Annotated in this window: 11 protein-coding genes; all 11 read left to right on the top strand. The window is 70.5% G+C overall.

Annotated features, from left to right (window positions below; genetic code table 11):
• Window positions 1–455 precede the first annotated feature (455 nt).
• The 11 genes from fliF (at window position 456) to HL658_RS21970 (ending at window position 15,354) form a co-directional block, all read left to right on the top strand.
• Entirely contained in the window at window positions 456–2,123 is a 1,668-nt protein-coding gene (gene fliF, locus HL658_RS22020) for a flagellar basal-body MS-ring/collar protein FliF (protein ID WP_180283114.1), read from the top strand.
• 6 nt (window positions 2,124–2,129) lie between these two features.
• Entirely contained in the window at window positions 2,130–2,867 is a 738-nt protein-coding gene (locus HL658_RS22015; RefSeq protein WP_180283115.1) for a FliH/SctL family protein, read from the top strand.
• A 53-nt stretch (window positions 2,868–2,920) separates the two neighbouring features.
• Complete coding sequence (gene fliN / locus HL658_RS22010; protein ID WP_180283116.1) at window positions 2,921–3,247, top strand: flagellar motor switch protein FliN; 327 nt, start codon at window positions 2,921–2,923, stop codon at window positions 3,245–3,247.
• Window positions 3,247–4,110 (top strand): motility protein A, encoded by an 864-nt coding sequence (locus HL658_RS22005; protein ID WP_180283117.1) that lies wholly within the window; start codon window positions 3,247–3,249, stop codon window positions 4,108–4,110. The genes fliN and HL658_RS22005 overlap by 1 nt, the downstream gene beginning before the upstream one ends.
• A gap of 3 nt (window positions 4,111–4,113) precedes the next feature.
• A complete protein-coding gene (locus HL658_RS22000) occupies window positions 4,114–5,664 on the top strand; it encodes a sigma-54-dependent transcriptional regulator (protein ID WP_180283118.1) in 1,551 nt (516 codons plus the stop codon).
• Window positions 5,665–5,703: 39 nt separating this feature from the next.
• On the top strand, window positions 5,704–7,872 hold the full coding sequence (gene flhA, locus HL658_RS21995; protein WP_180283119.1) for a flagellar biosynthesis protein FlhA: 2,169 nt from the start codon (window positions 5,704–5,706) through the stop codon (window positions 7,870–7,872).
• 79 nt (window positions 7,873–7,951) lie between these two features.
• Entirely contained in the window at window positions 7,952–8,992 is a 1,041-nt protein-coding gene (locus tag HL658_RS21990; protein WP_180283120.1) for a GTPase, read from the top strand.
• Window positions 8,989–9,789: a MinD/ParA family protein gene (locus HL658_RS21985; RefSeq protein ID WP_180283121.1), complete on the top strand. Its 801-nt coding sequence runs from the start codon at window positions 8,989–8,991 to the stop codon at window positions 9,787–9,789. The genes HL658_RS21990 and HL658_RS21985 overlap by 4 nt, the downstream gene beginning before the upstream one ends.
• Window positions 9,790–9,802: 13 nt before the next feature.
• Window positions 9,803–11,971, top strand: coding sequence for a hypothetical protein (locus tag HL658_RS21980; protein ID WP_343055266.1), 2,169 nt, complete (start codon window positions 9,803–9,805; stop codon window positions 11,969–11,971).
• A 198-nt stretch (window positions 11,972–12,169) separates the two neighbouring features.
• A complete protein-coding gene (locus HL658_RS21975; RefSeq protein WP_180283122.1) occupies window positions 12,170–14,860 on the top strand; it encodes a hybrid sensor histidine kinase/response regulator in 2,691 nt (896 codons plus the stop codon).
• The gene (locus HL658_RS21970) at window positions 14,857–15,354 is read left to right on the top strand and encodes a chemotaxis protein CheW (protein WP_180283123.1); all 498 of its coding nucleotides are present in this window, start codon (window positions 14,857–14,859) and stop codon (window positions 15,352–15,354) included. Before HL658_RS21975 ends, HL658_RS21970 begins: the two co-directional genes overlap by 4 nt.
• Window positions 15,355–15,385: the final 31 nt, after the last annotated feature.

Below are 15,385 nucleotides of genomic sequence, written 5' to 3'. Positions count from 1 at the left end.
CAATGGCTGTCATCCGAAAGATTTCATCGATCATGCTCAACGCGAGCATGCACCGGACCGTACGTATGCGTTGACTTGCGATATGTCAACCAGCACTCTCGCCAATACGCCGAATGGTACAGAAGACTCCAAACCCTCTACCCCCTGCGTACATCCGTGCGAAGCGGCCGGTCGCGTCGACAACCCCCGCAAGACGTCACCGTGCCGCGCGCATTACGTGAGTATGCGAGGAAAACTTCGTGGCACGCAGGCAACAGAGCGCAAGCGATGACGCGCAGGTAGGCAGAATTTGCCGGGTACTGGGCAAAATCTGCCCATGAATTAAGAGTCTGTTCATCAAACCGTCCCTAGCATCCGAGCGTGAGACTCCAATGGGTTGACCGTCGGTCCGCCGCTGCGTGGCGGTCGCGGGCCGATCCCTTCCAACAGGCAGCCGGACGCCCGGGGACACGCGCGTGAACAACCTGATCCAGACCCTGCGCAATCTCGGGCCGGTGCGGCTCGCCGCCATCGGCGGCGTGGCGCTGCTGCTCATCGGATTCTTCATCTACCTGACGGCCCGCCTGTCCACCCCCGACATGGAGCTGCTCTACGCCGAGCTCCAGACCTCCGACGCCGCCGCCATCACCAAGCAGCTCGACGCCGCGAAGATTCCTTATACGGTCGACAAGACCGGAACCCGCATCATGGTTCCGTCAGACCAGGTGGGCCCGGTGCGCATGCGCATGGCGGCGGCCGGCCTGCCCAGCGGCGGCTCGGTCGGCTACGAGCTGTTCGACAAGCCGGAGGGCTTCGGCACCACCAGCTTCATCCAGAACATCAACCACCTGCGCGCCATGGAAGGGGAGATGGCGCGCACCGTGGCGACGCTGGCCGGGGTGCAGACGGCGCGCGTCCACCTCGTCCTGCCCAAGCGCGAGCTGTTCGCCCGCCAGCAGAACCCGGCCACCGCCAGCGTCTTCCTGAAGCTGAAGCCGGGGGCCCAGCTCAGCCGCGAGAACATCATGGCGATCCAGCACCTGATCGCCGCCTCCGTCCCCAACCTCGAACCGTCGCAGATCTCCATCATCGACGACCGCGGCAAGCTGCTGGCCCGCGGCATGGGCGGCAACAGCGACGAGCTGCTGATGGCGACGGCGGAGGAGAAGAAGCTGGCCTATGAAGGCCGGCTGGCGCGGGTGGTGGAGGATCTGCTGGGCCGCACCATCGGTTACGGCAAGGTGCGGGCCGAAGTGTCGGCCGACCTCGACTTCGACCGCATCACCACCCAGTCCGAGATCTTCGATCCCGAAAGCCAGGTCGTCCGCTCCACCCAGACGGTGAACGAGGCGAACGAGAGCCAGGACCGCGACCCCGCCCAGCCGGTCACCGTGGACCAGAACCTGCCCACCGCCCAGGCCGGCGGCAACAGCAGCGCCGCACTCGCCTCCAACAAGCAGAACCGCAACGAGGAGACGATCAACTACGAGATCAGCCGCACCACCCGGAACCACGTGCGCGAGACGGGGCAGGTGCGCCGCCTGTCGGTCGCGGTGCTGGTGGACGGCGTCTACACCCCGCAGGCCGGCGGCGCCCGCCCCACCTACCAGCCGCGCTCCGACCAGGAGATGGAAAGCCTGAAGTCGCTGGTGCGCACCGCCGTCGGGCTGGACGCCGTGCGTGGCGACACGATCGAAGTGGTGAACATGCGCTTCTGGTCGCCCGAGGACGACCAGCCGCCGCCCGAGGAGATGTTCCTCGGCATGACCAAGGACGACATCTTCCGCATAGCCGAGATGGTGGTGCTGGGGATCGTCGCCGTCCTCATCATCCTGCTCGTCATCCGCCCGCTGATCAGCCGCGCCTTCGAGCGGGCGGAGGCGCAGGACGACGACGAGATGGACAAGCTGCTGACCGACCAGTCCGGCATGCCCGCGGCGCTGGCCGCCCCCACCGGCGCCCTCGCCCAGGATCTGGCGCTGGAAGCCGCCCAGGCCGACGAGGAGCTGGAGCAGATGATCGACATCAACCGCGTCGAGGGGCGCGTGCGCGCCTCCTCGCTGCGCAAGGTGGGCGAGATCGTCGAGAAGCACCCGGAGGAAGCCGTGTCGATCCTGCGCAACTGGCTCTATCAGGAGAGCTGACGCCCCATGAGTTCGGTCCGCAAGTTCCTCTTCGACGACAGCTTCGACATCGACCCGGCGCCGCGCGGGCGCCGCCTGCCGGAGCCCGAGCCGGAGCCGGTGGCGGCCGAGCCGCCGCCGCCCCCGCCGCCGACCTTCAGCGAGGCCGAGCTGGCCGCCGCCCGCCAGCAGGGCTACGCCGAGGGCGAGAAGGCCGGCAAGGCCGCCGGCTATGGCCAGGGGTTCGGTGAAGGCAACACCGCCGGCCGCAAGGCCGGGCACGAGCAGGCCAAGGCGGAGCTGGAGAAGCAGCTCGAAACACGCCTCGCCGCCTCGCTCGACCGCATCGGCGCCGGCGTCGACCAGCTCCTGACCGGCCGCGCCCAGGCCGCCGCCGAGCGGCGCGACCTGCCGGTGCATCTGGCGCTCGCCATCGTCCGCAAGCTGCTGCCGGAATACAGCCGGCGCTACGGGCTGGGCGAGATCGAGGGCATGGTCCGCCAGTGCCTGACCGAGCTGATGGACGAGCCGCGCCTTCTGGTGCGCGTCGCCCCGGACATGGTGGACCCCGTGCGTGAACAGCTGGAACCCCTGGCCGGCAGCCGCGGTTTCGGGGCCAAGCTGATGGTTCTGGAGGAACCGTCGCTCGGCCGCGGCGACTGCCGGGTGGAATGGGCCGAGGGCGGGGCCGAGCGCAACACCGCCCAGCTGATCGCGGAGATCGAGGCCTGCGCCGCCCGGCTGCTGGAGGCCCCGCCGCAATGACGCCGACCGTTTTTTCCCGCATGCCCCAGCCGGGGCCGGAGACCTGACGCACGATGGCCAAGGACGATTTCACCCTCGACGACCTCGACGGCGGCCGTACCGATCTCGCGGAATACGAGTCCGGAATGGGGCCGGCGAAGGATCTGGAGGCGGTCTACGACATCCCGGTCCAGATTTCCGCGGTGCTCGGCAAGTCCACCATGCAGGTGAGCCAGCTCCTCAAGCTCGGCCGTGGCGCGGTGGTGGAGCTGGACCGCAAGGTCGGCGAGGCGATCGACATCTACGTCAACAACCGCTTGGTGGCCCGCGGCGAGGTCGTGGTGGTGGAGGACCGGCTGGGCGTGACCATGACGGAAATCATCAAGTCGGACCGCGGCTGATGACGTCGTTGCGCGACACCGCCTCCGGCCGTGCGCCCGCCGCCCCGCCCCGCGCGCTGCGCCCGCGCGGCGGGCTGGACGTGGCGACGCTGGTCGGGCTGGCGGCCGCGGTCGGGGTGATCGTGGTGGCGATGACGGCGGGCGGCTCGCTGCGCGCCTTCCTCGACCCGCCATCGCTCATCGTCGTCCTGGGCGGCACGCTGGCTGTGACAACGGCGAGCTTTTCGTTGGGCGACGTGGTGCGCGCCTGGCGGCAGGCCGGCCAGATGCTGGCGCTGACCACCCACGACCCGCAAGCGGTCGGCCGGCAGGTGCTGCTGCTGGCCGAGGCGGCGCGCCGCGCCGGGCCGGAGACGCTGAAGGGCGTGCTGCCCGACCTGAGGCACGATGTCTTCCTGCAGCGCAGCGTGGCGCTGATCGTGGAGGGGCTGCCCCCCGACGACATCGAACGCATGCTGACCGGCGAGGTCGAGGCGTCCGGATCCGCGCGGATCAAGAGTGCGGCCGTCCTGCGCCGCGCGTCGGAGGTGGCCCCGGCGATGGGGCTGATCGGCACGCTGGTGGGGCTCGTCCACATGCTGGGCGGTCTGAACGATCCTTCGGCCATCGGCCCGGCGATGGCGCTGGCGCTGCTCACCACCTTCTACGGTGCCGTGCTCGGCAACGTGGCGCTGGCCCCGCTGGCGGCCAAGCTGGAACGCGCCGCCGAGGACGAGGCGCTCATCAAGACACTGTACACCATCGCCGCGGTATCCATCGCCCGCCAGGAGAATCCCCGGCGCCTCGAGATGCTGCTGAACGCGGTGCTGCCGCCCGGCAAGCGCCTGACCCATTCCGAACGCGAATCCCCGAGGGGGGCCTAGACCATGCGTCTGATGATCGTTGGTACCTTGGAAGGCTACATCACCGCCGCCGGCAAGATCGCCATGCAGCGGGGCGCCAAGGTGTCCCACACCGACAGCATCGAGGGCGCGCTCAACGCCTTGCGATCGGCCGCCGGCGCCGACCTCGTGATGATCGACGTCAAGCTCGACGTCGCGCGCTTCGTGGAGAGCCTGAAGGCGGAGCGGATCACCCTGCCCGTCGTCGCCTGCGGCATCGGCACCGACGCCTCGGCCGCCGTGCGCGCCATCCGCGCCGGCGCCAAGGAGTACATCCCGCTGCCCCCCGATGCCGAGCTGATCGGCGCCGTGCTGGCCGCGGTGGCGGAGGAGAGCCACGCCATCGTCAGCCAGGACCCCGCCATGCAGGCGGTGCTGCGGCTGGCCGACCAGATCGCGCCCAGCGACGCCTCGGTGTTCATCACCGGCGAGTCCGGCACCGGCAAGGAGCTGATGGCGCGCTACATCCACCGCAAGAGCCGGCGGGCCGACAACGCCTTCGTCGCGGTGAACTGCGCGGCGATCCCCGAGAACCTGCTGGAATCGGAGCTGTTCGGCCACGAGAAGGGCGCCTTCACCGGCGCCGTGGCGCGCCGCATCGGCAAGTTCGAGGAGGCCAACGGCGGCACCCTGCTGCTGGACGAGCTGTCGGAGATGCACCCGCGGCTCCAGGCCAAGCTGCTGCGCGCCATCCAGGAGCGGGAGATCGACCGCATCGGCTCCACCCAGCCGATCAAGATCAACGTCCGGCTGATCGCCACCTCCAACCGCGACCTGGAGGCGGAGGTCAAAGCGGGCAACTTCCGCGAGGACCTGTTCTTCCGCCTGAACGTGATGAGCATCCCGCTGCCGTCGCTGCGCGACCGCCCCGCCGACATCCCGCTGATCGCCGAGCATTTCATCCGGAAATACGCGGAGGCCAACGGGCTGGGCGAGCGGCGCCTGTCGGCGGAAGCGATGGGCATGCTGATGACCCACCACTGGCGCGGCAACGTGCGCGAGCTGGAGAACACCATGCACCGCGCCGTGTTGCTGGCGCGCGGCGAGGTGGTGGGGCCGGAGGCGATCATGCTGTCGGGTGCCGCTCTGGCGCCCGACGCGGGCATGCGCGCCAGCATCCCGTCCCATTCCCCGGTGGCGCAGCCCTTCGCCCACCCCGGTGGCACGGTACCGGCAGCTCCGCGCGGCTACCCGCAGTCACAGGGTTACGGCCAGCCGCAGGGCTACCCGCCACAGGGGTACGGCCAGCCACAGGGCTATGCGCCGGCGCCCCCGCCGCCCCAGCCGGCGTCGGCCGTTCCGGTCGCCCCCAACGGCCAGGGCGTGCTGTCGGCGCTGGTCGGCCGCACCGTGGCCGACGTGGAGCGCGACCTGATCCTGGAGACCCTGACCCACTGCGTCGGCAACCGGACGCACGCCGCCAACATCCTCGGCATTTCGATCCGGACCCTGCGCAACAAGCTGAAGCAGTACAGCGAGGAGGGCGTGCCCGTTCCCCCGCCGGGTGCGGACGAGCGGGCGGCCTATTCGCCGTGATGACGACGTGACCGAACGACGAGCGGCTGGGCATCTGGAATGGCGCTGACGGAACACAATCCGGCCCCGCAGGGCGGTCGCGGCGGTGGCAACCTCGCCGTATTCGGCGAGATGGCGTCGGCCATCCGCAGCGGCGTGAAGCGCGGCGACACCGTCATGGCCTTCGGGATCATGGCGATCATCGCCATGCTCATTTTCCCGATGCCGTCCTTGCTGCTCGACATCATGCTGGCGTTCAACATCACCGTCTCCGTGCTGATCCTGATGGTGGTGCTGTTCCTGCAGAAGCCGCTGGAGCTGTCCTCCTATCCCACCATCCTGCTGATCACCACGCTGATCCGCCTGTCGCTCAACCTCGCTTCCACCCGCCTGATCCTGTCGCACGGGCACGAGGGCACGGACGCCGCCGGCCACGTCATCCAGGCCTTCTCCAACTTCGTGATGGGTGGCGACTTCATCATCGGCGTGATCATCTTCTCGGTGCTCACCATCGTGAACTTCAAGGTGATCACCGCCGGTTCGGGCCGCATCGCCGAGGTGGCCGCGCGCTTCACCCTGGACGCCATGCCCGGCAAGCAGATGGCGATCGACGCCGACCTGTCCGCCGGCATGATCGACGAGGGCACCGCGCGCGCCCGCCGCAAGGAGCTGGAGGACGAGAGCGCCTTCTTCGGCTCGATGGACGGTGCGTCGAAGTTCGTGAAGGGCGACGCGGTCGCCGGCCTGATCATCACCGTCATCAACATCGTCGGCGGCGTCGCCATCGGCGCGCTGCGCCACGACATGCCGGTGATGGAGGCGCTGGACACCTTCACCAAGCTGACCATCGGCGACGGCCTGGTCTCCCAGATTCCCGGCCTGATCATCTCGATCTCCGCCGGTTTCCTGGTGGCCAAGGCCGGCACCGGCGGCTCCACCGACAAGGCGGTGGTCGGCCAGCTCACCGGCTACCCGCAGGCGCTGGGGCTGGCGTCGGCCATGCTGATGTTCATCGGCATGCTGCCCGGCATGCCGTCCATCATCTTCCTGCCGCTGTCGGTCGGGGCCGCCGCCGCCGCCTGGTACCTGCCCAAGCTGCGCGAGAAGAAGGAGGCGGCCGAGGCGGAGGAGGCGGCGGCGGAGGCCGCGGGCGGTGGACCCGGCGGCGGCCCGGCGGCCCCGGTGGCCGACGAGCCGATCGCCACCGCGCTCGCCATCGACCATCTGCGGCTGGAGCTGGGCTACGGCTTGTTGTCGCTGATCAGCCAGCCGCAGGCGGGCACCCACCGGCTGACCGACCAGATCAAGGGGCTGCGCCGCCAGATCGCCAGCGAGGTGGGCTTCGTCATGCCCGCCGTGCGCATCCAGGACAACCTCCAGCTCCCGCCCAACAGCTACGTGATCCGGGTGAAGGAGATCGAGGCCGGGCGCGGCGACATCCGCCCGAACATGCTGCTGGTCATGGACCCCCGCGGCGACGCCATGAGCCTGCCCGGCGAGCAGACGACCGAGCCGACCTTCGGCCTGCCCGCCATCTGGATCGAGCCCGGCTACCGCGAGGAGGCCCTGTTCAAGGGCTACACGGTGGTGGATCCCTCCACCGTCGTCACCACGCATCTGACCGAGCTGATCAAGGACAACATGTCGGAGATGCTGTCCTACACCGAGACGCAGAAGCTGCTCGACGAGCTGGGGCAGGAGCACCAGAAGCTGGTGGGCGACGTCATCCCCTCGCAGATCACCGTCGGCGGCTTGCAGCGCGTGTTGCAGAACCTGCTGGGCGAACGGGTGTCGATCCGCGACCTGCCGACCATCCTGGAAGGCATCTCGGAGGCGGCCGGCATCACCCGCAGCGTCACCCAGATCACCGAGCATGTCCGCTCGCGCATCGCCCGTCAGATCTGCGACAGCTGCACCAACGAGATGGGCTTCATCCCGCTGGTCACCCTGTCGCCGGAGTGGGAGCAGGCCTTCGCCGAATCGCTGGCCGGCGACGGCGACGACAAGCAGCTGATGATGGCGCCCAGCCGTCTCCAGCAGTTCATCACCTCGGTCCGCCAGACCTTCGAACGGCACGCCATGATGGGCGAGACCCCCGTGCTGCTGACCAGCCCGCTGATCCGGCCCTATGTCCGCTCCATCGTCGAGCGGTTCCGACCGGCCACCGTGGTGATGTCGCAGAACGAGATCCATCCCAAGGCGCGGATCAAGACCCTGGGGCAGATTTGATGACTCCAGCCACCATCGCCACACCACCACCCCAGGGACGGCCCGCTGACCGGGCCGCCGCCACCGCGGAGGGCTTCCCGTGCGCCTGAAGTCCTTCCATGCCAAGACCATGTCCGAGGCGATGAAGCTCGTCCGGCAGACGCTGGGCGACGACGCCATCATCGTCGCCACGCGCGAGGAGGAGGGCGGCGGCGTGCGCGTGACCGCCGCGGTGGAGGAGGACGACCACGCCACCGCCCAGGCCCGCCTGCAGGCCGCCCGGCCGGTGGAGCCGGAGATCGACGTCGGCGAGGCGGTGGCGGAGGCGCTGCACCGGCACGGCGTGCCGGCCTCGCTGGCCGAGGTGCTGGTGGACGCCGCCGCCGGGCTCGACACCGAGGACCCGACGCTGGCGCTGGGTGCCGCACTCGACAGCGTGTTCACCTTCAACCCGCTGCCCGACGCCCGCGGCGGCGGTGGCAAGACGCTGGTGCTGGTCGGTCCGCCCGGCGGCGGCAAGACGCTGACCGTCGCCAAGCTGGCCGCCCGCGCCGTGCTGAAGAACCGCACGGTCGGCGTCATCACCACCGACACGGTGCGTGCCGGCGGTGTGGACCAGCTCGCCGCCTTCATGCGCATCCTGAAGGTCAAGCTGATCTCGGTGGACGATCCGGACGCGCTGCACGGCGCCATCGCCGTCAACCAGGGCTGCGACCTCGTGCTGGTCGACACCGCCGGCCGCAACCCCTTCGACGAGAGCGAGATGGACGATCTGCGCGCCATGCTCGCCGCCGCCGAGTCGGAGCCGATCATGGTGCTGCCGGCCGGCCTGGACGCGCTGGAGGCCGCCGACACCGGCCAGGCCTTCAAGGCGCTGGGCGCCCGGCGCATGCTGCTGACCCGGCTGGACATGGCGCGGCGCTTCGGCAGCATGCTGGTGACCGCCCAGCGCACCCGCCTGTCCTTCTGCGACGGCAGCGTCTCGGCCCGGGTGGCCGAAGGTCTGACCCCGCTCAATCCCGTGGCGCTTGCGCGCCTGATGATGCCTGGGCAGGAAAAGACGGCGCCCGCCCGCGCCGTCCGTCCCTCCGGACCCAAGGCCAAGACCATGAGTTCCCCGTCGTCGAGGACGCTGCCATGACCGAACCGCTGTTTCCGGCCACCGCCGCCACTTCCAACGTGCGTCCCCTGCGCGGTGCCAACGTCGTCGCCGTGGCCAGCGGCAAGGGCGGCGTGGGCAAGACCTGGTTCTCGATCACGCTGGCCCATTCGCTGGCCAGGATGGGCCGGAACGCCCTGCTGTTCGACGGCGACCTGGGCCTTGCCAACGTCGACATCCAGCTGGGATTCCAGCCCAAGCACGATCTGGGCGCCGTGATCAACGGCGAGGTCACGCTGGAAATGGCGGCGCAACGCTTCCCCGACACCGGCTTCGACATCATCGCCGGGCGGTCCGGCTCGGGCACGCTGGCGCAGCTTCCCAGCCAGCGGCTGTCCGGCCTGCGCAACGACCTGCTGGAGCTGGCGCGCAGCTACGACGTGGTGATCATGGACATGGGGGCCGGCGTCGACCGCACCGTGCGCACCCTGTCGGGACCTGCCGGCATCACGCTGGTGGTCACCACCGACGAGCCGACCTCGCTGACCGACGCCTACGCCTTCATCAAGCTGACCCACGCCACCAACCCCAACGCCGACCTGCGGGTGGTGGTCAACCTCGCCCAGACGGTGAAGGAGGGGGAGCGCACCTACGGCACCATCCTGAAGGCCTGCCAGAATTTCCTGAAATACAAGCCGGCGCTGGCCGGCATCGTGCGCCGCGACCTGAAGGTGCGCGACGCCATCCGCAACCAGACCCCGATCCTCACCCGCTCCCCCGGTGCCGACGCGGCGGCCGACGTGCAGGCCATCGCGCAGCGGCTGTTCACCGGGCAGTGACGGGACGCGGCCGGTGACCGGCGCGGTCCCGCCGCCCGTCGCCCCGACGGCCCCCGCCGCCGCGGCCACGGCCGCGCCCGTGGTGCTGGCCGAGGCGACGGTGGTGCGGCTGCCTGAACGGCTCCAGGATGTCGGCCGCGCCGTGGTGGTCGGCGGCACCGTCGCCGGGGAGACGCCGGACGGGCTGACCCGCGTCCGCACCGCCGCCGGCGAGGTGCTGGTGAAGAGCCAGACGCCGCTGCCCGCCGACAAGCCCGTGACCTTGCAGATCGCCGCCGGCAATCCGCCCGGCAAGGCGCTGGTGCTGGCACAGCCCGGCACCGGACAGGCCGCGGCACCGCAGGCCGGAGGCTCCGGCAGCGCCATCACGGTGCTGCTGTCCACCACACAGACGGGGCCGTTGCTGCCCACCGCGACCGCCCCCGCCCCGCCGCTGGCGGTCGGGACGGTGCTGCCGGCCCTCGTGATCGCCGCAGCCCCCCGCCCCTCCGGCGCGTCGGCCGCCGCGGCGCTGCCCGGAGTCGCCGCACCGACACCGGCCGCCACGCCGAGCCAGCCGCAGCCGGCCGCCGGTTCCGCGGCACCGGCCGGGCCCACCGCCGTGCCAACGCCCGTGGCGGGTGGCCCGGCGACCCCGGCCCTGCCGACTCCGCCACCATCCGCAGCGGCGCCCACCCCCGGCGCCGCATCCCTGCTCCCCGCCCCGCCCGCCGGTGCGTCGGCGAGCCCGCCGGCCGCCGCGGCGACTCCGCAACCGGCCGCCGCCGCGCCCGGTGCTGCCATGCCCAGCGCGGTTGTCCCCGGCACGACGGCGCCGGGTGCCGCGCCATCGGGCGTTGTCCCAATCTTGTCACCGCTGCTGTCGGTGCCGCCCGCGGGCGGCGCCACGCCCCAGGCCGCGCCGTCGCCGGGCAGCCCCGTGCCAGTCCCTGCGCCCCCCGCCGATGCACCGCCCTCCGGCCAGCCGACGGCGGCTCCTCCGGCAGCGGGCCAGTCCGCGCCGCTTGGCAATCCGCCGACCGGCAACGCGCCCCTCCAGCCGGGCCCGTCCACCCCGTCCCCGGCAACCGCCGCCGGTGCGCCGTCGCCGGCCATGCCGACGGGCACGGGAGGCGGAACCCCGTCCGCACCGGCACAACCGGCGGGCCCGACGCCCGCCATGCCGGGTCCGGCCGCCACCGGCCCGACCACGCCACAGCCGTCCGCACCGGCGCTGGCGCAGGGCGCCACGGTCGCCTTGCGGATCCTGAGCGTCACCCCGCCCGGATCGCCGGACACGCCGGCACCGGCGGCCGCCTCCGTCCCGACGGGCGCCGGCGGCGACCGGGTCGTGTCGGGCACGATCGCCGGCGTCACCAACCAGGGGCAGCCGATCCTGGCGACCGAGGACGGCATGCTGGCGCTCAACACCCGGGCCAGCGCCCCGCCGGGGACGCGCATCACCGCGGCGCTGGCCGGGCCCGGCGCGCCGCCCGTCCCCGCCGCCGCGACCCCGCCGCCGGCCGATCCCCTGGCGCTCGCCACCGGCGGACGAGACTGGCCGGCCCTGCGTCAGGTGCTGGCGTCCCTTGGCGGGCTCGATCGCGCGCTCGCCCAATCGTTGGTCGGCAGTCTTCTGCCGCAGCCGAACCGCAAGCTGGGCGCGGCGCTCGCCTTCTTCCTGTCGGCGGCGCGCGGCGGCGACGCCCGCGGCTGGCTGGGGGCGGAGGCCACGGACGCGCTGCAACGGTCCGGGCAGGGCGCGTTGCTGGAGCGGCTGGACCGGGAATTCCGCGAGGCGTCCCAGGCGCCGGAGACGGCGGCCGGGGAGTGGCGCCCGGTCGCCATGCCGATGCTGGACACCACCGGCCTGCACCCGATCCGCATCTGCGTCCGCCCGGTCGGCGAGGAGGAGCCGGAGGATGGTGCCGACCGCCGGGACCGCGGCAACCGCTTCCTGATCGATGTGGAGCTGAGCCGGCTCGGCCCCATGCAGCTCGACGGTCTCGTGCGCGAGAACCGCTTCGACCTGATCCTGCGCAGCCACGCCGCCCTGACGCCGGAGCTCCGCCAGGAGCTGACGCGGGTCTTCGCCGACAGTGTGGCGGCGGTGGGGTTCGCCGGCGGCCTGAGTTTCCAGAGCGGCGCCCGCAGCTGGGTGGCGCTGACGCGCGGTGCCGGCGGGTTCGGCGTGACGGCGTGAGGGGAGCGGCGGGCGTGATTCCGGCGCTCCCCACCCGCGCCGGAACCCTATCGATAGAGGCAAGACATTCTTAATCAGTGTTTGACAGGCTCCGCCCGTACCGGAAGGGCATCCGGAGTGGTTGTCTGCACCCCTGCGTATGGCAAAGGGACAGCAACCCAGCCCGAAACGGCGTGGGCGTGACGTAGGGACGGCGAGATGGATGATCTGCTCAGTGAATTCCTGACGGAAACGAACGAAAACCTGTCCGTCCTGGACGTCGAGCTGGTCAGGCTCGAGCAGAATCCCAACAACCCGGAACTGCTGTCCAACATCTTCCGGCTGGTCCACACGATCAAGGGGACCTGCGGCTTCCTGGGCCTGCCCCGGCTGGAACGGGTGGCGCACGCGTCGGAGAACGTGCTGGGCAAGTTCCGCGACGGTGAACTGACCATCACGCCGGAAGCGGTCTCGCTGATCCTGCGGGCGCTGGACGCGATCAAGAGCCTGCTGGCCATCCTGGAAGCCACGGAGGCCGAGCCTCCGGGCGACGACCAGGCGCTCATCGAGCAGCTCAACGCCTGCGCGGAAGGCAAGCTGGCCGCGGCGCCCAAGCCCGCCGCACCGGCCCCGGTCGTGGCCGCCGCCCCACCGCCCCCGCCGCCCCCGCCGGCGCCCGAGCCCTCCACCGCGCTGGCCACCGTTCCGGCCGAGGAACCGCCCGCCCCGCCGCCCTCCCAGGAGCTGGTGGTGCCGGAGCCCGAGCCGGTGAAGGCGCCGGCCCCGGCCGCCGCCGCACCCCAGGCGCAGGCGCAGGCCGCCAACCCGGAAGCCGCCGCCGCGGAGTCGGCGGTCGCCGCGCAGACCATCCGCGTCAACGTGGACCTGCTCGAGAACCTGATGACCATGGTTTCGGAGCTGGTGCTGACCCGCAACCAGCTCCTGCAGATCCTGCGCTCGCAGAAGGAGAGCGAGTTCGCCGCCCCGCTGCAGCGCCTGAACCACGTCACCTCCGAGCTTCAGGAAGGGGTGATGAAGACGCGCATGCAGCCCATCGGCAACGCCTGGGCCAAGCTGCCGCGTCTGGTGCGCGATCTGGCGCATGAACTGGGCAAGAAGATCGACCTGCAGATGCTCGGCGCCGACACCGAGCTGGACCGGCAGGTGCTGGAGCTGATCAAGGACCCGCTGACCCACATGGTCCGCAACTCCGCCGACCACGGGCTGGAGATACCGGCGGATCGCGTGCGCGCGGGCAAGAGCGAGACCGGCCGCGTCACGCTGAACGCGTACCACGAGGGCGGCCACATCATCATCGAGATCCAGGACGACGGTAAGGGCCTGGCGATCGACAAGATCAAGGCCAAGGCCATCCAGAACGGCCTGGCCAGCGAGGGCGAGCTGGCCGCGATGTCGGACCAGCAGATCATCCAGTTCATCATGAAGCCCGGCTTCTCGACCGCGGCGAAGGTCACCAACGTGTCGGGCCGCGGCGTCGGCATGGACGTGGTCAAGACCAACATCGAGAAGATCGGCGGCACGATCGAGATCAAGTCGCAGCAGGGCAAGGGATCGACCTTCGTCATCAAGATCCCGCTGACCCTGGCGATCGTCTCGGCCCTGATCGTGGAGTGTGCGGGCGAGCGCTTCGCCATCCCGCAGATCAGCGTGGTCGAGCTGGTGCGGGCGGCGGCCGACAGCGAGCACACCATCGAGCGGCTGAAGGGCACCCCGGTGCTGCGGCTGCGCAACCGCCTGCTGCCGCTGGTGTCGCTGCAGGAGCTGCTGCGGCTGGAGCGCGAGGGCGAGGACAAGCGGCACGAGGACGAGACCTTCATCGTCGTGACCCAGGTCGGCACCTACACCTTCGGCATCATGGTGGACCGGGTCTACGACACCGAGGAAATCGTGGTGAAGCCGGTGGCGCCGATCCTGCGCCACATCGAGATGTTCTCGGGCAACACGATCCTGGGCGACGGCTCGGTGATCATGATCCTCGACCCCAACGGCATCGCGTCGGCCACCGGCGAGATGGCGATGGCGGGCGATGCGATGAGCAAGGAATCCATGGCCGTCCAGCAGTCGCGCCAGGAGGACAAGATGGCGCTGCTGCTGTTCCGCGCCGGCGAGGGCGCGCCCAAGGCGGTGCCGCTGTCGCTGGTCGCCCGCCTGGAGGACATCGACCTCGCCACGGTGGAGCTGTCGAACGGCATGCCGGTCGTGCAGTACCGCGGCAAGCTGATGCCGCTGGTGCCCATCGACCAGGGCTTCGTGCTGCGTCACGAAGGGCGCCAGCCGGTGCTGGTGTTCGCCGACGGCGACCGCTCCATGGGCCTGATCGTGGACGAGATCGTCGATATCGTGGAAGAGAAGCTGATGGTGCAGCTCGCCGCCGACCGGCCGGGCAACATGGGCAGCGCCATCATCGCCGGCAAGGCGACCGACGTCATCGACGCGGGCTTCTTCCTGACCCAGGCCTACAAGGATTGGTTCGGCACCTCCAGCAGCGACGGCTACGAGGAGGACAAGGCACAGCGCGTGCTTCTGGTCGACGACAGCCCGTTCTTCCGCAACCTGCTGACCCCGCTGCTGTCGGTGGCCGGCTACGACGTCACCGCGGTGGAGACGGCGGCGGAAGCGATGTCGCTGTGCGAGGCGGGCGAGGACTTCGACATCATCGTCAGCGACATCGAGATGCCGGGCATGAGCGGCTTCGAGTTCGCCCAGGCCGTGCGCCATGGCAGCCGCTGGCAGAATGTGCCGCTGGTGGCGCTGTCCAGCCACGCCACCCCGCGCGACCTCGACCGCGGCCGGCAGGCCGGCTTCACCGACTATGTCGCCAAGTTCGACCGCGACGCGCTTCTGTACACCCTCCAGCAGACGCTGTCCGAGCATAAAGGTGCCGCATGAGCAGCAACGCCAAGCTTCCCGCCAAACGGACCCGCGGCGACGACGTGATCGCGTCGGGCAGCCAGGACTATGTGACCATGACCATCGCCGAGCAGCTGTTCGGCATTCCGGTCCTCCAGGTCCAGGACGTCCTCGGCCACCAGAAGATCACCCGCATCCCGCTGGCCCCGCCGGAGGTCGCAGGGTCGCTGAACCTGCGCGGGCGCATCGTGACGGCGATCGACGTGCGGCTGCGCCTGAACCTGCCCGGCCGACCCAAGAACAAGCCGGGCATGTCGATCGTGGTCGACCTGCGCGGCGAGCTGTACAGCCTGATGGTCGATTCGGTCGGCGAGGTGCTGAGCCTGCTGAACGAGGATTTCGAGCGCAACCCGGCTACCCTGGACCCGCGCTGGCGCGAGGTGTCCACGGGCATCTACCGCCTGAACAACCAGCTCATGGTCGTGCTGGACGTGCCCAGGCTGCTGAACTTCACGAACATGGAAGCCGCCTGAACGCGGCCTGCGTGTGACCCTTGCCGGAGGC

It is taken from the genome of Azospirillum oleiclasticum, assembly GCF_013423485.1.
In the GTDB taxonomy this organism is placed as follows: Bacteria; Pseudomonadota; Alphaproteobacteria; order Azospirillales; family Azospirillaceae; genus Azospirillum; species Azospirillum oleiclasticum.
This window is presented reverse-complemented; position numbering and strand designations above follow the sequence as displayed.